Below are 17,611 nucleotides of genomic sequence, written 5' to 3'. Positions count from 1 at the left end.
ATGAATTGTTTAAAATACTTAACATGCCTCTTACACAGCACGGTGTATCACACCGCTCCCTGTCAATGCGGTTATTTGCGCAGCGGGGAGCATAATGAACATTCGTAACCTTGAATATCTTGTCGCACTGGCTAAACATCGCCATTTTCAGCGGGCTGCTGAAGCCTGTAATGTCAGCCAGCCCACGTTGAGCACCCAATTACGTAAACTGGAAAATGAGCTTGGCTTGCAGCTTCTGGAGCGCACGACGCGCCGAATTCGCTTCACGCAAACCGGGCTTCGTCTGGTCGAGCAGACGCAGGTGGTGCTCCGGGAAATTGAGGCGCTGAAAAATATGGCCAGTAATAGCCACTACCAGAACCTGATGCAAACCCTGGATATCGGTATTATTCCGACCCTTGCCCCCTACTTTTTTTCCCATCTCAATACGGTTTGTCGCGACCACTTTCCGGAGATAGAACTGGAGATGCAGGAGGCGGGAACGCATCAGTTACTGGCGATGCTGAAGTCTGATGTTATTAAGTGCGCCATTGTCACTGCCAATAAAGAGACCGGTAAGTATGTTGAACTGCCGCTGTTTGACGAGCCTCTGATGCTGGGCGTTAGCCGTCAGCACCCCTGCTCAGGGATGAGTGAGGTTGATATGAGCCAGTTAAAAAGCAATAAGATATTGATGCTGGATGAGGATAACTGCCTGCACCATCAGGTGCTGCGTTACTGCTATCAATATGAGCTGGAGCCGGACACGCGCTTTGTGGCGATGCACCTCGAAACGCTTCGCCGGGGCGTTGCGTTTGATCGCGGCGTCTCCTTCTTTCCGCTACTTTCGACACAACAGGGCGACGGTGAAAATATCTCTTATATCCGCTGCGTAAGTCCGGAGCCAAAACGTAAGGTCGTCTTAATATTTCATCACAGCGACCCGATGCGTAAAAAATATGAAACTCTGCGCAATGTCATTGCGAAATATATGGAGAATTATCTTCATGAACACAATTCCCTGACGGCAACGTAGGAAACCGCCGGCAAAAATATATCGTATAATCCTTTTCCTTAAGCTGGCAATCACACGACTGTGTGATTGCGCTTTTTATTCATTAAGCCTGACATAATTTCTTCCGGTAATAATTTTCCGCGGTAATACAACTCTTCAATATTAAGCCAGAGCGAAACTAACATCAGGGTGTAATCCTCCAGCGTTTGCGGCGTAACGGCCATAAAAGGGAAGCATGCTGACAATTGCTGGCTGTCGTGCAGGGTGACGCTTCCGTGCAGATAGGGCGCGGCAAGCAGGCTGTAGGCCTGCACCTCGCACATCGCAGAGGCCCAGGATAAACGAACCGCAATAGCATTGACGAAAGGCGGGACCTCTTTGGATTGCGTAAATAAGGAATTTGGCTGCAAATGTGAATCGTTGCGGTAAGCATCTGCTTTCATTTCATGCCTCAATATTGAGTGTTTTGTGCGCCGTAGAATATATACCGGGTCCGCTAAAAAGGTCTTTAAGGAACGCAAACAAAATAGAGTTAAGCCGGTAATTAATCCATAAAAAAGTTCGAAAATATAAAAATATCAGATGCCAGCCATAGGTTGTCTGTGGGCAATTATTGATATCAGCTTCTAAAACGACACTTTTAATTAATAACATTAATTAAATCTGCAACCTGGATTAATAACATTAAATAAATTGAAGGTATTTTGCCGTTGGAAAAAGATAGCTGGCGCACTCAGGAGAGTACCACAGCCGCCCGGGAGAGTATAAATAGTGCATTTTGTCGCCTCTTTTTTGTCGATGAGATTGGCCCGGCTTATGCTTTGATAGCCCCGGTACTTTCACCATTGCAGCTCATGACAGGAGCGTTTTATGGATCCCTTTCAGCAAATATTGAAGTCGACTCTCGCCCGTACAGACGTGATGCCGCCGGCCGTAGCGCCGCAAGTGTTGCTGGAAACGGTATTCAACGCGCAGACCCTCCCTCCTCCTGTGGAGATGTTCCTTGCGCTGGCGAAAGCGCGCCGCTCGATCTACGCGCTGGGTAAAGATCTGCCGGTGTCGCATGAAGAGGCGATTGCGACGATCAAAGAGGCGATCCGTCAGGCCCCCTCGGCGTTTCACTCGCAAACCTCACGCGCCCTGATCCTGCTTGATCATGAGCATGAGCGTTTTTGGGAGCTGGTACGTGGACAGATGCGCAACGTGATCCCGGCTGAGAGTTTTCACGCCACTGCCGATAAACTCGATGGCTTCAGCGCGGCGGCCGGCACGGTGCTTTTTTTTGAGGATCAGGAGGTGGTCAGCCACCTGCAGCGCCAGTACATTGCCTATGCCGAGCATTTCCCGGTCTGGTCAGAGCAGAGCAGCGGCATTGCGCAATACGCGGTGTGGCTGGCACTGGCGGAAAAACAGATTGGCGCGAATTTACAGCATTATCACCTGTTGATTGATGCCGATGTGCGCGCCACGTGGAACATCCCGGAGAGCTGGATGCTTCGTGCAGAGATGAATTTTGGCGCGATCCTCGCCCCCGCCGAGGAGAAGACGTTTATCGACGACGAGAAGCGGTTTATTGTCGCCAGATAAATCGTGGGGCGGATAAGGCTGAAAGCCGCCATCCGGCCCCTGCACAATGGGCAACATGCCGGATGGCGCTGCGCTTATCCGGCCTACGCGTAACGGCTGAGATGTAGGCCGGATAAGGCTGAAAGCCGCCATCCGGCTCCTGCACAATGGGCAACATGCCGGGTGGCGCTGCGCTGATCCGGCCTACGCGTAACGGCCTGAGATGTTGGCCGGATAAGGCTGAAAGCCGCCATCCGGCTCCTGCACTGCGGGCAACATGCCGGATGGCGCTGCGCTTATCCGGCCTACACGTAACGGCCTACCCAAGATCGAGCCGCGCGACGCGGCCTTAATCCTCGAAATACCAGTAACCCTGGTTGACCAGGCTGGTCAGTTCGTCGGCAAAGGCCGGGTTATCCAGCGCGCTGCCCAACTCCTCCACGCCAATAGTGGTGTAACGGCACAGCGCATCAGCGGCATGCGGATCGGCGGTCTCCAGACATTCACTATTGATAAAGAAGCGGTCGCCGACGCGCAGGGCGCGCAACCCGCTCAAACGCGTCAATCTCTGCCCCTCTTTCAGTGCACCGATCACCTCATCGACCGGATAATCATCGGGCTCCGGTGCCACATCCAGCTCGTGGCGCGGCGTGGTAATAAAGCTACCAAACCAGCGGGTGAAGTGCTCGGGATCGTCGATCATCGCGATCATCATATTGCGCACGCGCGCCAGTTCGTGCTCCTCTACGCGGCCCGTATGTTCGCGGCAGGTGAGATCCGGATCGCTGTAATGCTCGCCGCCAAGATCGTTTTCCAGCGCGTAATCCGCAAAGCTGCTGATCAGATCGCGGCCGTTCGGGCCACGAAAACCAATCGAGTAGTTGAAGGCGGTTTCATGCGTAAAGCCATCGTGCGGGAATCCTGGCGGGATATAGAGGATATCGCCCGGCTCAAGATCTTCATCAATGATTGGCTGGAAAGGATCGACATGCAGCAAGGCCGGATGCGGGCAGAACTGGCGCATCGGCAGCTTATCCCCCACGCGCCAGCGGCGGCGGCCCATCCCCTGAATAATAAAGACGTCGTACTGGTCGATATGCGGGCCAACGCCGCCGCCCGGCACGGAGTAGGAGATCATCAGATCATCAAAGCGCCAGGCCGGCAGCACGCGAAACGGCTCCACCAGCTCGGCGGAGGGCGCGTGCCAGTGGTTAACGGCCTGCGCCAGCAGGGACCAGTCGCGCTCGCCTAAGTGATCGAACGTTTCGAAGGGACCGTTCCACGCCTGCCACTGCCCGTTAACGTGGCTGACAATACGGCTGTCGATCTCCGGCTCCATCGCCAGGCCTGCCAGCTCATCGGGCGAAATCGGGTCGACAAAATCGGTAAATGCGCCTTTCAGCACTACAGGCTGCTTCTGCCAGTATTTCTCAAGAAATTCCGGCCAGTTGAGGTTGAGTTGGTAAGCCATAGATCCACACCAGTGAGAAGGGAAACGGCGCTGATTATAAAAAGAGAGCGCCCCCCTTTGCCTTGTCATGGGTCAAGGGCAAGCGGCGGTGCGATAACTAATTGTTCGAGCGCGCTTAACAGCGCATCGACTTTGGGCAGCAGCTGTTTACGTCGCGGCCAGACCAGGCTCAGCGGTAGCCCATCCGGCTGCTGGTCTGGTAATAGAATGACCAGCTCGCCGCGCGCTAATTGCCGATGCACCAGCCAGGTAGGCATCTGCCCGACGCCCAGCCCGGCACAGAGCGCCTGGCGCTGCGCATCCACATCCCCCAATGTCATGCGGTAAGGCACGCTGCGCCACTCCGGGTGCCCATCTTCCGTGAGCAGTAACCAGGGTTTGCTGCTGCCATCGACGCGCTCATAGAGGATCGCCCGATGCCGAAGCAGCTGCGCCTCGTTTTGTGGCGTGCCTTCCCGACGCAGATAGTCAGGCGAAGCGCAGAAGACCATCTTTTCCCGCCCCAGTTGCCGGTGTCCGATCGACACCGGAAGATCGCCGCCTAATCCAATGCGTACCGCGACATCGATCCCCTCATCAAAGAGATCCACAAAGCGATCGGAGAAGGTGATGCTGAGATCAATCTCCGGGTGCTGCTGGCAAAACGGAATCAGCGCAGGCATAACGCCAAGCCGCCCGTAGGTGGTCGGCACCGCCAGCCGCAGGCGACCAGAGGGGATGGAGCGGTGCGCCGCCAGCACCGATTCGGCCTCCGCCAGCTCTTCAAGGATGCGAAGGCAGGTCTGGAAATAGGCCTGTCCGGCATCCGTCAGCGCCAGACGGCGGGTGGTGCGCTCCAGCAAACGCGAACCGAGGCGCGCTTCCAGCCGGCTGATGCTTTTGCTGATCGCCGAGCCGGTCAGATGCAGACGCTCTGCCGCCGCGGCAAAACTCCCCTCTTCGACGCTGGCGACAAAGGGGACGATATCTTTCAGGCGTTGATCGCTCATGGCATTAATGATTTCAGGTTATGAATGATGTGAATTAATAGCAGAGATAAGAATTAAATTCTCTATTAGGCTTTAAAGCTGACGAAGATAAGGAGTCCCCTATGCAAAAACGTGCATTGATAGTCGGTATTAGTGGCGTGATTGGTCGCGCGCTGGCAGAACAACTCAAAGGCGAAGGGTGGCAGGTCAGCGGCCTGTCGCGCGGGCGTGGCGCCATCCCGGAGGGCTGCGAAAGCCTGACCGCCGATTTGACGGATGCAGCCGCCGTTAACGAGGCGCTAAAAGAAGTCCAGGTCGATGCGCTCTTCTTCAGTGTCTGGTCACGCCAGGAGAACGAGCAGGCCAACATCCGCGTCAACGGTGCCATCGTGAAAAACGTGATCGAAGCGCTCGGCGAGCGGCTTAACGGTAGCCACGTTGCGCTGGTCACGGGTCTTAAACACTACCTTGGCCCGTTCGAGGCTTACGGTAAAGGCGCAGTACCAGTAACGCCGTTTCGCGAAGAGCAGGGACGCCAGCCGGTGGAGAACTTCTATTACGCGCAGGAAGATGAGGTGTTTGCCGGTGCGGAGAAGTATGGTTACCGCTGGAGCGTACATCGCCCGCACACCATCATCGGCTATGCCCTCGGCAATGCAATGAATATGGGCCAGACGCTGGCAGTCTACGCCACACTCTGCCGTGAAAAGGGCTGGCCGTTTATCTTCCCCGGCTCGCCCGAGCAGTGGAACGGGCTGGCGGACGTTACCGATGCCGGTTTGCTGGCCGAGCAGCTGAGCTGGGCGGCGCAGAGTGAGCAGGCGGCGAACGAAGATTTCAACGCAGTGAATGGCGATGTGTTCCGCTGGAACTGGCTGTGGCCGAAGCTGGCGGCCTATTTTGGCATTGAAGCTGCGGCCTATCCGGCAAGCATGATGCCGCTGGAAAACCGTATGCAGGAGGCGCAGGCGGCCTGGGAAGAGATCGCACAGAAGTATCAGCTTCGCGAGGCGGATATCAGCAAGCTGGCCTCCTGGTGGCACACGGATGCTGACCTCGGTCGCCCAATGGAAGCCTTTACGGATATGAGCAAAAGCCGCAAAGCGGGCTTTACCGGCTACCGCGCAACGCCGGATTCCTTCTTTGCGCTGTTCGATCGCCTGAAGCAGGAAAACATTATCCCGCGTTAATGATCAACGCCCGGCGAGAAGCACCACGCCGGGCAGATTGACGGTCAGTTTTTTGCGCCGGGAACCCACCTGGGCTGGCTCGCGCAGCCTGTTCGTGAGGTGATTGGCGCAAATGAGCCGCGCCCGGAGAGCCGGGTGCATGCGCTTCAGACCTGCGCCTGAAACATCAGGGTGTCAGAGGTGAAACTACCCTGCTCGTCGAGCGCGAAATGGCGTTTAACCTCATCAGAGGTGGTCTGCTGCAGATAGCGGATCGCCGCACGCAGCACCTCCGGCGTTTGCATACGCTCAACCCAGGAGGCGTACTCCAGCGCCAGGCGGCTGGTAACGAGTTTCTCCACCAGCAGGCCGCTCTGCTGCGTCATCTGCAACCACTCCCCGGGAGAGTAGTTGCGAACGTGGGAGGGATCGCGCAGCACTTCGATGGTTTGCAGCCAGATATCCAGCACCGGACGGCCCGGCGAGGTGATATCCATCAGGATAAATTTGCCGCCGGGTTTCAGGACGCGTTTCACTTCACGTAACGCCTGCGGAACATCGTGCCAGTGGTGCGCCGAGTAGCGGCTTATCACCACATCAAATTCGCCTTCGGCAAAAGGCAGCGCTTCTGCCGCGCCATGAACGGTGCGCAGGTTGCTCAACTGGCGATCGCTGGCGGCCTGGCGCACAACGGCCAGCATCTTCTCTGACAAATCATACGCGGTGACATCGCGCACTACGCCCGCGGCAACAAAACTGGCATGCCCTGCGCCGCAGCCTAAATCGAGCACTGCGGCCGCCGGGTTTTCACCCAGCCACTGCGCGAGGCGCACTAAATCCTCGCCCTGGGCGTGTACCTGGCTGCTTAAATAGGCCTGCGCCCGATCGCCAAACTGCTGCTGCGTTAACTGATGATGATTCACGGCCATGCTCTTTTTCCTTTTCGTGATGGGTGACGACAAACCAGCTCAGCGACGACTGTACGACCCTTTTTATAGGGGTACAATATGGCTACTTATACTGGTATTCACAGGTACCCCCATGGAAAACACCCTTTTCGCCGGGCCAAAAGCGTTGGGCGAGTTTTTACGATCCCAACGGGAAAACACTCTGCCTGCCGATATTGGCCTGCCCGCGCAGGGCCGCCGGCGCACGCGCGGGTTACGCCGGGAAGAAGTGGCGCAGCTGAGCGGTATCAGCACGACCTGGTATACCTGGATTGAGCAGGGGCGCGATATTGTCGTCTCGCCGCAAACCCTGTCGAATATCGCCAACGTATTGAGGATGAAACCCACAGAGCGAAACTACCTTTTTCATCTGGCGCGGCAGAACGATCCGCAGGAAGAGCCTGTGGTGACGGTGGAGAAAGAGGTGCTGGCCTCGGTGCAGCAGATGGCGTGCCCCTGCTATCTGCTCGATTTAACCTGGACAATGCTGGCGTGGAACAGGGCGGCTGAAGCGCTGTTTAGTGGCTGGCTGGATAGCGATCCGCAGCCAAATATGATGAGTTTTATGTTTCGCCATCCGCTGGCGCGCAGGCTGGTTGTCGACTGGGAACAGCGCGCGAGCCGCATTGTGGCAGAGCTGCGCGCCGATGCGATGCACTATCCGCATGACCAGGCCCTGAACAGTTTTGTTGAGAGTTTACGTGGTGAGAGCGAACTGTTCCGCGCCTTCTGGTCGCGCCAGCAGGTGGTGGTGCGTGAAGGCGGCGAGCGGGTGTTTATGCATGCCCAGCGCGGAGAGCTGCACTACCGGCAGATGACCTGGCAATTGACCAGCAACCGCTCGGTAAAAATGATTATGTTAGTCGGGGAGTAAAAGAGAGGCATAAAAAAGGCCAGTAAACTGGCCTTTTAATTATTTACGGAATTCCATCGTAACGTAGTTCGACTGCATAATCGCGGCGATATTATCAAATGTGATCATTGCTGATTTGCAAAAGATACATTTGGCACCGGCCGGGTTTTTCTCAGTCACGTCAAAACTGGACACTCTGTATTGCGACCCGTGACAGCACGGGCAGCGGAAATGGATATGGTTCGTAATAAAATCGTCCTTAGCGCGGCACAACGTTAGCAGCGGCCGGGCCTTTTGCACCATTTTCAATGGTGAATTCAACTTCTTGATTTTCATCAAGAGTGCGGTAGTTATCGCTCTGGATTGCAGAGAAGTGTACGAATACATCTTTGCTGCCATCTTGAGGAGTGATAAAGCCAAAGCCTTTCTCAGCGTTGAACCATTTCACGATACCCGTCATTTTATTAGACATGTTTGTTACCCTTTTGTTTTAGAGGCCATTTAAGGCGGCAATGGTCTGAAGCATTATTTATCAGCGTGTAAAGAGACCCAAAAAGAAGTAACTAACGAGGTACTTAGAGATGAGAGAGACTTTAGTGAACTACTGGCTGGAGATAATGATTATCAAACCGACGAGTCATTAACGCACGGTTAAGGCTTAGGGCGCAAGGCTTTATTTAGAAACTTTTGTCAGCATTACGTAAACGTCAGATAAGCAGCGTAACGCGGAAATGCGTTGTGTGAAGTCGATCGCAAAAAGATGCCGTCTCGCGCGTTACTATCAATACTAGTATGGTAGTTAAAGCTATGGACTGATAAAGGTGGTAACAAACATGCAAATGACGATGCGCTGGTTTGGGCCAGTTGAAGATAAAATTCCGCTGGCGCATATTCGCCAGGTTCCAGGCGTTGAAGGCGTCGTAGGCGCGCTGTATGACGTGCCGGTCGGTGAAGTGTGGCCGCAGGATAAAGTGCGCGCGCTGGCCGATCAGGTTCAGCAGGCCGGGTTAAAAATGGAGGTGATTGAGAGCGTCAACATTCACGATGACATCAAAATCGGCCTGCCCAGCCGCGATCGCTTTATCGCCAACTACCAGCAAACCATCCGTCATTTAGCGGAGATGGGTATCAAAGTCATCTGCTACAACTTCATGCCGGTGTTCGACTGGATGAAGACCGAGATGAATTATGTCCTGCCGGACGGTTCAGTGACCATGGCGTTTGAGAAGAGAGGCATCGACAAAACGCTGGATGAAGTGGTGAAAGAGGTACTGGAGAACTCCAACGGTTTCGCGCTGCCGGGCTGGGAGCCAGAACGGCTGGCGAAAGTGCAGGAGCTGTTTGCCAAATATAGCGATGTCGATGAGAACAAACTGCGCCAGAACCTGGTCTACTTCCTCGAACGGGTGATCCCGGTCTGCGAAGAGGTCGGTATCAAAATGGCTATCCACCCGGACGATCCGCCCTACTCTATCTTCGGCCTGCCGCGCATTGTGAAAAACCGCGACGATCTCGACTGGATCTGTAATGCCGTCAACTCTGAGGCCAACGGCATTACTTTATGCACCGGCTCTATCGCCGAAGATCCGGATAATAACGTCTACGAAATCCTCGCCGAGTTTACCCGCCGCAGGCGTATCCACTTCGCCCACGTGCGCAATATCAAGCTGATTCAGGATAAAGATTTCTACGAATCGGCTCACCTTTCCCGCTACGGCTCGCTCGATATGTATAAAGTGATGAAAGCGCTGCATGACAACGGCTTTGATGGCTATATCCGCCCGGATCACGGCCGCTTTATCTGGGGTGAAACCGGGCGTCCGGGCTACGGTCTCTATGACCGCGCGCTCGGCGTCACCTATCTGCACGGCCTATGGGAAGCGCTGGAAAAACGGCACTAACCCTGCCAGGCAGCACCGGTGTTTACCGGTGCTCCTCTTCATAGCGCCGCACATTAAAACCCTCTTCATCGGCGGGCGGCACAAAGTAGCGGGTAATCCGCTCAAACTGCGCGTCGGTAGCGGCGAAATCGTGGTTGCCCGCCGCATTGCGCTGGCGCAGGCGCGCTTTACATGCTTCATTACTTACCGCGAGATAGTGCAGCAGATGCTGCGCCCCGGCGTCCTGAATAATCGACATCATCCACTGACGGCTGGCGACGGTATTGGCGGGAAAATCGAGGATCACATCGACTCCGGCCTGTAACAGGGCAATGACATGCGGCTTAATCGCCCGCTTAAGCACCGCGGAGTAGTGCAGATAATCCTCGACGCTGTGCATCGACTCTTTAAACAGCAGCGCCAGCCAGCTATCTTCACTGAGCACCACGCTACCCGGCTTTTGCGCAAGCGTTGCCGCAAGGGTCGATTTACCTGACGCGATTTTGCCGCAAAGAATATGCAGCGTTGGCCCGTCGTGAGGTCTCTCATCAATGCCCATGTAATGGCTCCCGTTTGCGCTTAACCCGGGTTCCAGCATAAGAGTTAGCGGCTCGCCGCTTCAACTCCCCATTTTTTGCACAGCGTGGTGATATTAACGCCAGCCTGCCGCTGCACCCTAAAGCAGTCCACGCTGAGCAGGATGAGCTTCAGCCCGCGTCCGCTCTCCAGATCCGGTGCCATCTCAAGACCCTTTTCCTGCTGTGCCACCTCTAAGCGTTCCGCGGGAAACGGCTCGCCGTTATCGCGGAACGTCAGCTCCACCGCCTGCGCGCTGGCGGCAAACGCAATGCTGAATGTGGCTGCAGCCTGCTCGTGCAGGCTATGGCGAATAATATTGGTCGCCACTTCACACACCGCCAGATCGAGGGAAAAACGCCAGGCCTCGTCCACCGGCAACGCGGCCATCTGCGCGCTCAGCCAATCAGCAAGGGGCGAAAACGCCGAACCGTGACAGGTGCGGTGATAGCCTTTACTCTGCCTGTTATCACAATGTCTTCACCGTGGAGCATCGATGACAACGGAGAATCTGGCGCAGATGGGCGCCGCGCGGGTGGTGAAGCGGGTTAATGCCGCCGGAATAACCGTGATTGAGAAAGCGCCGGTCAGCAACGTCGAGTACGCCTTCTACCACCAGGTTGCGCCGCAGCTGAACCACGCGAAAATCTTCACGCCAGCCTTGCTGGCAGCCGATGCGGATGCGCGCGCCCTCACCCTTGAAGCGATCCCCCTGCCGGTAAGCCAGGAGAGTGTGGACTGCGACGCCATCGTATCGATGCTGGCGCGCTTACACCGCGTTGCGCCAGATAAAAAGTGGCGCTACCACATGCATCGCTGGCCCGACGCCCAGCTGGAACAGAGCCTGCAACTGCTCGCTTTACCGGAAGAAGCCGCCCGCATAATGCGCCGCTGCCAGCGTGGGAGCGCCAGCCTGTTTGCCACAGCGGGCTTAATTTCGGGCGACAGTAACGCCGGAAACTGGGGGCAGCGCGAGAATGGCGAGTTTGTGCTCTTTGACTGGGAGCGGTTCAGCACCGGCAACCCGGCTATTGATTTAGCGCCGCTGATAAAGGGCATGGGCTCGCCTGAAGCGTATCAACGTCTCGCGACGCGCTACTGCCGCGTTAATCCACTGTCAGAAAATGATCTTGTGCGCGATATTGCCTTAGCGAAAGCGTGGATTGTCAGCGAAGTGATCACGCTTCTTCACACTCGGCAGAAAGCCGATTTCCCGCGTTTTCAGCACTGGTATCGCTGCTATTTACCCGACTGGCTTAAGCAGATCGAAACTCTCATCTGAATAACCCGCTGCGTATTTACTCATCGGCGCACAGAGCCAGCGCTGCGCCTCTTTATGCGTATCTTCGCTTAGCGCTTCGTGAGTGCCAGGCGGATCCCCAGTCCAATAAACGTGGCGCCGACAATGCGGTCGAGCAGCTTTTGCAGCCCTCTGTTTTGCGATACCGCGCCCGCCGCGCTGCCTGCCAGCAGGGCGAAAGAGATATCGGTGAGAAAGGCGATCAGCGCGTAGGCGAACCCGAGGATAAGAAATGAAGCAGCATGGTGATCGCCATCCGCAACCACGAACTGCGGAAAGAATGAGATAAAAAAGAGCAGCACTTTCGGGTTGGTAAGGGTGGTGATAAACCCACGGGAGAGCAGTGTGCGGGTTGTCACTTTTACTTTGATGGGCGCACTCTCCTCGCCCTCAACGCGTGGTTTGGTGAATGTGCCGAGGATCAACTTACTGCCGAGGTAGAGCAGGTAAGCTGCGCCGAGGTATTTAATCACCGTGAACATCAGCGGTGAGGCGGTGATTAGCGCCGTTAACCCGACGGCGCTTGCCACGGCATGCGTACAACTGCCCAACGCCACGCCCGCCGCGGAGATCACCCCGGCGCGACGCCCGTTAGCCACGCTTTGCCCGATGACATAAGCCATATCCGGCCCCGGCGTCACCGATAACAGAAAAACTGACAGGGCGAACAGCCCAAAATGCGTAATATCCAGCATCACTCCCTCCATATTCAGAAGCATAACTTAACATCGGAGTGAGGCATTAATCCATACCAGACATGAATAGTTATTCCGTATAAGGAATAGTTATGCGAAACAAATCTGGTACCGTGTCCTATAAACTGCGTCTCTGTGAATGATGTGAAACATACCCATAGTGAATGTGCCGTCTTTAGGTTACTCTGCGTGTACCTATCGTAAGCAGAAGCGGCTGAACATGGATAACCCCCTATTTCTTAAAGTGATCGTAGTTGTTCTGCTTGTCGCATGGGTGGCGCAACTCTTTATGAAAAAGAGAAGAACAACGCCTCTCTCCCCGGCTATAGCTGAGGCGAACGCCCGCGAGCGCTATCAGTGGCGTCATATCAGACGTGTTTTTCGACTTATGCAGATCGCCAGTACGCTCTGTTTAATCGTGCTGGCGTGTAAAGTGATGCTGGCGTAGCGGCACCCAGTGGAGATGAAACGAATGAAAACCGTCGAGATAGTGCAATACACCCTGCGTGAGGGAAGCGGCGCGAAGTTTCACGCCATCATGCAGGAGATCAGCGTTCCGCTTCATCAGCGCCACGGCATTGATGTCGTAAGGTTCGGCAATTCATTGCATGACCCTGATTGCTACTGTCTGATCCGCGCTTTTACCAGCCAGGAGAGCATGACTGCGGCGCTGGAGGCCTTTTACGCCAGCGAGGCGTGGCGCAGTGGCCCGCGAGAAGCGATTGTAAGCTGCATTGAAACCAGCCTGAAGACGGTCATGATGTTGTCCGCTGAAAGTGTGGAAGGGCTGCGATAACTACCAGAGCCAGGGGATGACATCCAGGAGGTGTCAGGCATAATTCGTGCTGATTCAGTTTTCCCTTATCCGCGGATAACATCACTTTTCAGAGAGACGCTATGAATACCAGGGCACTGTTTTTAGGTTTTTTTCTATTTGCCGGCTCGCTGAATAGCGCGATGGCGGACAGCTGCCGCGCCAATATTTTCGGCGGTCAGGATTGCCGCTATGACGATGGCACCACATCCAGCAGCCGCTCCAACATTTTCGGTGGGCAGGACACGAAATATAGCGACGGCAGAACTTCAAGCAGCAGAGCCAATATCTTCGGCGGTCAGGATACGCAAAACAGTGACGGCAGCTCTTCCAGCAGCCGCGCCAATATTTTTGACGGTCAGGACACACGATACAGCGATGGCAGCTCTTCCAGCAGCCGTGCCAATATCTTCGACGGACAGGATACAAGAAACAGTGACGGCAGCTCTTCCAGCAGCCGTGCCAATATCTTCGGCGGTCAGGACACAACCCATAATTAATCGCTTTCCGGCATCAGTGCTGACGGGCGATGTACCGCCTGCCTCTACTGATGCCGCGACGCCTGGCTTTATCTCCCACATCAAGCTGCTGTAACGACACTAAATCAAGCCGCTGCTGTAACGACCATAGAAATATGACCGCGATAAGCGTCATTGCATAAACGAGAAAGATACGTTACAGAAAGCCGGAGAATTGAGAGAGAAAAAACTGGAGCGGGCGAAGGGAATCGAACCCTCGTATAGAGCTTGGGAAGCTCTCGTTCTACCATTGAACTACGCCCGCTTTCGAAGTGCTCAGGCATTATAGACCTTACATCGCGCCTGACAACCCACCGATGCGCTAACAGGTTAATTTCTCGCCTGTTAGCGCGCAGATTAACACTTCGGTACGCTGCCCTGCGGCGGTAAATAGCGCAGCGGATCGATGGCCGTCGCGCGATAACGCAGCTGGAAGTGCAGGCGCACCGAATCGGCATCGCTGCTGCCCATGGTGGCAATCTTCTGCCCGGACTTAACGCTCTGGCCATTATTGACCAGCAGCGTCTCATTGTGCGCATAAGCGGTGATGTAATCTTCGCTGTGCTTAATCATGATCAGGTTGCCATAGCCGCGAAGCTGGCTGCCGACATAGACCACTTTCCCGGCACCGGCAGCGTAAATCGGCTGCCCGCGCGACCCGGCGATATCAATGCCTTTATTGCCACCGTCAGAGTTGGAATAGGTAAGGATCACTTTCCCGCTGGTCGGCCAGCGCCAGCAGCGTTGCCCAACGGGCGGCCAGGAGGATTGCGGCACCGACGAGGAGGGGCGCACTTTCGCCAGCTTGCCGGAGGAGGATGAACCTTTCGACGCCCCTTTAACTTTCAGCCGCTGCCCCACTTCAATGGTATAGGGTGGCGAAATGCCATTCATGCTCGCCAGCTCTTTTACGCTGGTGCCGGTCATGCGCGAAATTCGGTACAGGGTATCGCCGCGCTTGACCGTGTAGGTCGCGCCTGCGTAGCTTCCGGTCGAATTACTCCCCGCACAGCCCGCCAGCAGCAGTGTAAATGCCAGGCACATGACCATGCAAAACGGGTTACTCATCAGGCGTCCTGCGCGCAAAACCACTCCTCGAATAAATTAACAGGCGACATATCATAGCAGCCATACGTGGGATGCCAACCCTTTCACAGAGCAATAAAAAAAGCCCCGGCGCGTGAACGTCGGGGCTTCTGGCGATTAGCGGTTATTTAACCGGACGCATCGCCGGGAAGAGGATCACATCGCGAATGGTGTGGCTGTTGGTAAACAGCATCACCATACGGTCGATACCGATGCCCAGACCCGCCGTCGGCGGCAGACCATGCTCCAGCGCGGTGACATAGTCTTCGTCATAGAACATCGCTTCGTCATCGCCCGCGTCTTTCGCTGCGACCTGGTCGGCAAAACGCTTCGCCTGGTCCTCGGCATCGTTCAGCTCGCTAAAGCCGTTACCGATTTCGCGGCCGCCGATAAAGAACTCGAAGCGGTCGGTAATTTCCGGATTGTCGTCGTTACGGCGCGCCAGCGGAGAGACCTCTGCCGGGTATTCGGTGATGAAGGTCGGCTGAATCAGGTGCGCTTCCGCCACCTCTTCGAAGATCTCGGTCACGATACGGCCCAGACCCCAGCTCTTCTCAACCTTGATACCGATGCTTTCAGCAATCGCTTTCGCGCTGTCGAAGTTATCCAGGTCGCCCATCTCGGTCTCCGGACGGTACTTCTTGATCGCTTCGCGCATGGTCAGCTTTTCAAACGGCTTGCCGAAGTCGAACACCTGCTCGCCGTAAGGCACTTCGGTGGTACCGAGAATATCCTGCGCCAGCGTGCGGAACAGGGATTCGGTCAGCTCGATCAGATCCTTGTAATCTGCATACGCCATATAGAGCTCCATCATGGTGAACTCTGGGTTATGGCGTACGGAGATGCCTTCGTTACGGAAGTTACGGTTGATCTCGAACACGCGATCGAAGCCACCGACCACCAGACGTTTGAGGTAAAGCTCCGGCGCGATACGCAGGTACATGTCGAGATCGAGCGCGTTGTGATGGGTGATAAACGGACGCGCGGAGGCGCCGCCAGGGATCACCTGCATCATCGGGGTTTCCACTTCCATAAAGTCGCGGTTGACCATGAACTGGCGAATGCCGGCCATGATGCGGGAGCGAATCTTGAAGGTGTTACGTGACTCTTCGTTGGCGATCAGATCGAGATAGCGCTGACGGTAGCGCGCTTCCTGATCCTGCAGGCCGTGGAACTTGTCCGGCAACGGGCGCAGGGCTTTGGTCAGCAGACGCAGCTCGGTGCAGTGGATCGACAGCTCGCCGGTCTTGGTCTTGAACAGCTTGCCACGTGCGCCGAGGATATCGCCGAGATCCCACTTTTTGAACTGCTCGTTGTAGATGCCTTCCGCCAGATCGTCGCGGGAAACATAGAGCTGAATACGACCGCCCACATCCTGCAGCGTGACAAAGGAGGCTTTGCCCATAATGCGGCGCGTCATCATACGGCCCGCAACGGCAACTTCAATGCCGAGCGCTTCCAGCTCTTCATTCTCTTTGCCATCGAACTCGGCGTGCAGCTTGTCAGAGGTCTGGTCACGACGGAAGTCGTTCGGGAACGGAACGCCCTGCTCGCGCAACAGCGCCAGCTTCTCACGGCGGGTTTTCAGTTCATTATTAAGATCGACTGCCGCGTCAGCGCCCTGTGCTTGTTGTTCAGACATGTTGGTTCCTCATAGCCCTGCTTTCAAACTTGCTTCAATAAATTGATCCAGGCTGCCGTCCAGCACCGCCTGCGTGTTACGGGTTTCAACCCCGGTGCGCAGATCTTTGATGCGGGAGTCATCCAGGACATAAGAACGGATCTGGCTGCCCCAGCCGATGTCGGACTTGTTGTCTTCCATCGCCTGCTTCTCGGCATTTTTCTTCTGCATCTCCAGCTCATAAAGCTTTGCTTTCATCTGCTTCATGGCCTGGTCTTTGTTTTTATGCTGAGAGCGGTCATTCTGGCACTGCGTGACCAACCCGGTCGGAATGTGGGTAATACGCACTGCGGATTCAGTACGGTTAACGTGCTGACCACCCGCGCCGGAAGCACGGTAAACGTCGATACGCAGGTCAGCCGGGTTGATTTCGATATCGATATCGTCTTCCACTTCCGGATAGACAAACGCGGAGCTGAACGAGGTATGGCGGCGACCGCCGGAGTCGAACGGGCTTTTACGCACCAGACGGTGCACGCCGGTTTCGGTACGCAGCCAGCCGTAGGCGTAATCACCAATGATTTTGATGGTAACGGATTTGATCCCCGCCACTTCACCCTCGGACTCTTCGATGATTTCGGTTTTGAAACCACGCGCTTCTGCCCAGCGCAGATACATGCGCGTCAGCATGCTGGCCCAGTCCTGCGCTTCGGTACCGCCGGAGCCAGCCTGAATATCGAGGTAGCAGTCGGCGCTGTCATACTCGCCGGAGAACATGCGGCGGAACTCAAGCTGCGCCAGCTTCTCTTCCAGCCCGTCCAGTTCGGCGACGGCCTCGTTGAAGGTCTCTTCATCGTCAGCTTCAACGGCCAGTTCCAGCAGGCCCGCGACATCTTCCAGCCCCTGGCTCATCTGATCCAGCGTCTCAACGATAGCTTCGAGCGAGGAGCGCTCTTTGCCGAGCGCCTGTGCGCGCTCTGGCTCATTCCATACGTCCGGCTGTTCCAGCTCGGCGTTTACTTCTTCCAGACGCTCTTTCTTGGCGTCATAGTCAAAGATACCCCCTAAGAACGTCGGAGCGCTCCGTGAGGTCCTGAATACGATTTTTTACCGGATTAATTTCAAACATGGTCTGTTTTCTTTTATTGGACTT

The 17,611-nt window shown here is 55.6% G+C and carries 21 protein-coding genes and 1 tRNA gene; 9 read left to right on the top strand and 13 right to left on the bottom strand.

The window, feature by feature from the left end; genetic code table 11:
* Window positions 1-94 precede the first annotated feature (94 nt).
* Window positions 95-1,015 (top strand): DNA-binding transcriptional regulator OxyR, encoded by a 921-nt coding sequence (oxyR, locus tag PU683_RS07580; protein WP_277170902.1) that lies wholly within the window; start codon window positions 95-97, stop codon window positions 1,013-1,015.
* A 50-nt stretch (window positions 1,016-1,065) separates the two neighbouring features.
* On the opposite strand, the gene PU683_RS07575 is transcribed toward oxyR, so the two are convergent.
* The gene (locus PU683_RS07575) at window positions 1,066-1,437 is read right to left on the bottom strand and encodes a hypothetical protein (RefSeq protein WP_277170901.1); all 372 of its coding nucleotides are present in this window, start codon (window positions 1,435-1,437) and stop codon (window positions 1,066-1,068) included.
* 553 nt (window positions 1,438-1,990) lie between these two features.
* On the opposite strand from PU683_RS07575, the gene PU683_RS07570 reads away from it, so the two are divergent.
* Window positions 1,991-2,581 carry a nitroreductase family protein gene (locus PU683_RS07570; protein ID WP_431190954.1) on the top strand — a complete coding sequence of 197 codons (591 nt, stop codon included), beginning with the start codon at window positions 1,991-1,993 and terminating at the stop codon, window positions 2,579-2,581.
* Between the two features lie 328 nt (window positions 2,582-2,909).
* On the opposite strand, the gene PU683_RS07565 is transcribed toward PU683_RS07570, so the two are convergent.
* Window positions 2,910-4,031: a ribosomal protein uL16 3-hydroxylase gene (locus tag PU683_RS07565; RefSeq protein ID WP_277170898.1), complete on the bottom strand. Its 1,122-nt coding sequence runs from the start codon at window positions 4,029-4,031 to the stop codon at window positions 2,910-2,912.
* A 65-nt stretch (window positions 4,032-4,096) separates the two neighbouring features.
* The gene (locus PU683_RS07560; protein ID WP_277170897.1) at window positions 4,097-5,020 is read right to left on the bottom strand and encodes a LysR family transcriptional regulator; all 924 of its coding nucleotides are present in this window, start codon (window positions 5,018-5,020) and stop codon (window positions 4,097-4,099) included.
* A 101-nt stretch (window positions 5,021-5,121) separates the two neighbouring features.
* Here PU683_RS07560 and PU683_RS07555 point away from each other — a divergent pair, with 101 nt between their 5' ends.
* Entirely contained in the window at window positions 5,122-6,189 is a 1,068-nt protein-coding gene (locus PU683_RS07555) for an SDR family oxidoreductase (protein WP_277170896.1), read from the top strand.
* Window positions 6,190-6,335: 146 nt separating this feature from the next.
* On the opposite strand, the gene PU683_RS07550 is transcribed toward PU683_RS07555, so the two are convergent.
* Window positions 6,336-7,097, bottom strand: a complete 762-nt coding sequence (locus tag PU683_RS07550; protein WP_277170895.1) for a class I SAM-dependent methyltransferase — start codon at window positions 7,095-7,097, stop codon at window positions 6,336-6,338.
* Between the two features lie 112 nt (window positions 7,098-7,209).
* Between PU683_RS07550 and PU683_RS07545 the strand changes: the two genes are divergently transcribed.
* Window positions 7,210-7,989: a helix-turn-helix transcriptional regulator gene (locus PU683_RS07545; protein WP_277170894.1), complete on the top strand. Its 780-nt coding sequence runs from the start codon at window positions 7,210-7,212 to the stop codon at window positions 7,987-7,989.
* A 39-nt stretch (window positions 7,990-8,028) separates the two neighbouring features.
* Here PU683_RS07545 and ymcF read toward each other — a convergent pair whose 3' ends face one another.
* Window positions 8,029-8,217 carry a cold shock small protein YmcF gene (ymcF, locus tag PU683_RS07540; protein ID WP_277174233.1) on the bottom strand — a complete coding sequence of 63 codons (189 nt, stop codon included), beginning with the start codon at window positions 8,215-8,217 and terminating at the stop codon, window positions 8,029-8,031.
* A gap of 10 nt (window positions 8,218-8,227) precedes the next feature.
* Window positions 8,228-8,440: a transcription antiterminator/RNA stability regulator CspE gene (gene cspE / locus PU683_RS07535; protein ID WP_277170893.1), complete on the bottom strand. Its 213-nt coding sequence runs from the start codon at window positions 8,438-8,440 to the stop codon at window positions 8,228-8,230.
* Window positions 8,441-8,801: 361 nt separating this feature from the next.
* On the opposite strand from cspE, the gene uxuA reads away from it, so the two are divergent.
* Complete coding sequence (gene uxuA / locus PU683_RS07530; protein WP_277170892.1) at window positions 8,802-9,869, top strand: mannonate dehydratase; 1,068 nt, start codon at window positions 8,802-8,804, stop codon at window positions 9,867-9,869.
* A gap of 22 nt (window positions 9,870-9,891) precedes the next feature.
* Here the strand turns inward: uxuA and PU683_RS07525 are convergent, their stop codons facing one another.
* Window positions 9,892-10,407, bottom strand: coding sequence for a P-loop nucleotide/nucleoside kinase family protein (locus tag PU683_RS07525; RefSeq protein WP_277170891.1), 516 nt, complete (start codon window positions 10,405-10,407; stop codon window positions 9,892-9,894).
* A 44-nt stretch (window positions 10,408-10,451) separates the two neighbouring features.
* On the bottom strand, window positions 10,452-10,814 hold the full coding sequence (locus PU683_RS07520) for an ATP-binding protein (RefSeq protein WP_277170890.1): 363 nt from the start codon (window positions 10,812-10,814) through the stop codon (window positions 10,452-10,454).
* Window positions 10,815-10,920: 106 nt separating this feature from the next.
* Here PU683_RS07520 and PU683_RS07515 point away from each other — a divergent pair, with 106 nt between their 5' ends.
* Window positions 10,921-11,706 (top strand): phosphotransferase family protein, encoded by a 786-nt coding sequence (locus tag PU683_RS07515; protein ID WP_277170889.1) that lies wholly within the window; start codon window positions 10,921-10,923, stop codon window positions 11,704-11,706.
* Window positions 11,707-11,774: 68 nt separating this feature from the next.
* Here the strand turns inward: PU683_RS07515 and PU683_RS07510 are convergent, their stop codons facing one another.
* Window positions 11,775-12,419: a LysE family translocator gene (locus PU683_RS07510; RefSeq protein ID WP_277170888.1), complete on the bottom strand. Its 645-nt coding sequence runs from the start codon at window positions 12,417-12,419 to the stop codon at window positions 11,775-11,777.
* Between the two features lie 220 nt (window positions 12,420-12,639).
* Between PU683_RS07510 and PU683_RS07505 the strand changes: the two genes are divergently transcribed.
* The 3 genes from PU683_RS07505 to PU683_RS07495 all read left to right on the top strand — a co-directional run bounded on the left by PU683_RS07505 (window position 12,640) and on the right by PU683_RS07495 (window position 13,733).
* A complete protein-coding gene (locus PU683_RS07505) occupies window positions 12,640-12,867 on the top strand; it encodes a hypothetical protein (protein WP_277170887.1) in 228 nt (75 codons plus the stop codon).
* A 24-nt stretch (window positions 12,868-12,891) separates the two neighbouring features.
* On the top strand, window positions 12,892-13,215 hold the full coding sequence (locus tag PU683_RS07500) for an NIPSNAP family protein (protein ID WP_277170886.1): 324 nt from the start codon (window positions 12,892-12,894) through the stop codon (window positions 13,213-13,215).
* Window positions 13,216-13,316: 101 nt separating this feature from the next.
* The gene (locus tag PU683_RS07495) at window positions 13,317-13,733 is read left to right on the top strand and encodes a hypothetical protein (RefSeq protein WP_277170885.1); all 417 of its coding nucleotides are present in this window, start codon (window positions 13,317-13,319) and stop codon (window positions 13,731-13,733) included.
* Between the two features lie 209 nt (window positions 13,734-13,942).
* On the opposite strand, the gene PU683_RS07490 is transcribed toward PU683_RS07495, so the two are convergent.
* The 4 genes from PU683_RS07490 to prfB all read right to left on the bottom strand — a co-directional run bounded on the left by PU683_RS07490 (window position 13,943) and on the right by prfB (window position 17,587).
* Window positions 13,943-14,016 (bottom strand) — tRNA-Gly (locus PU683_RS07490).
* Between the two features lie 92 nt (window positions 14,017-14,108).
* Complete coding sequence (gene actS / locus PU683_RS07485; RefSeq protein ID WP_277170884.1) at window positions 14,109-14,843, bottom strand: amidase activator ActS; 735 nt, start codon at window positions 14,841-14,843, stop codon at window positions 14,109-14,111.
* Window positions 14,844-14,961: 118 nt separating this feature from the next.
* Entirely contained in the window at window positions 14,962-16,479 is a 1,518-nt protein-coding gene (gene lysS / locus PU683_RS07480) for a lysine--tRNA ligase (RefSeq protein ID WP_076769171.1), read from the bottom strand.
* A gap of 9 nt (window positions 16,480-16,488) precedes the next feature.
* Window positions 16,489-17,587, bottom strand: a protein-coding gene (gene prfB / locus PU683_RS07475; RefSeq protein WP_277170883.1) for a peptide chain release factor 2 whose coding sequence is annotated in 2 segments (ribosomal slippage) — window positions 16,489-17,511 and window positions 17,513-17,587 — 1,098 coding nt in all. Because the reading frame shifts where the segments join, the coding sequence is not laid out codon by codon here.
* Window positions 17,588-17,611 lie beyond the last annotated feature (24 nt).

The sequence above is a fragment of the Candidatus Kosakonia sp. 282A-S69 genome (assembly GCF_029433855.1).
Lineage (GTDB): Bacteria > Pseudomonadota > Gammaproteobacteria > Enterobacterales > Enterobacteriaceae > Kosakonia > Kosakonia cowanii_A.
This window is presented reverse-complemented; position numbering and strand designations above follow the sequence as displayed.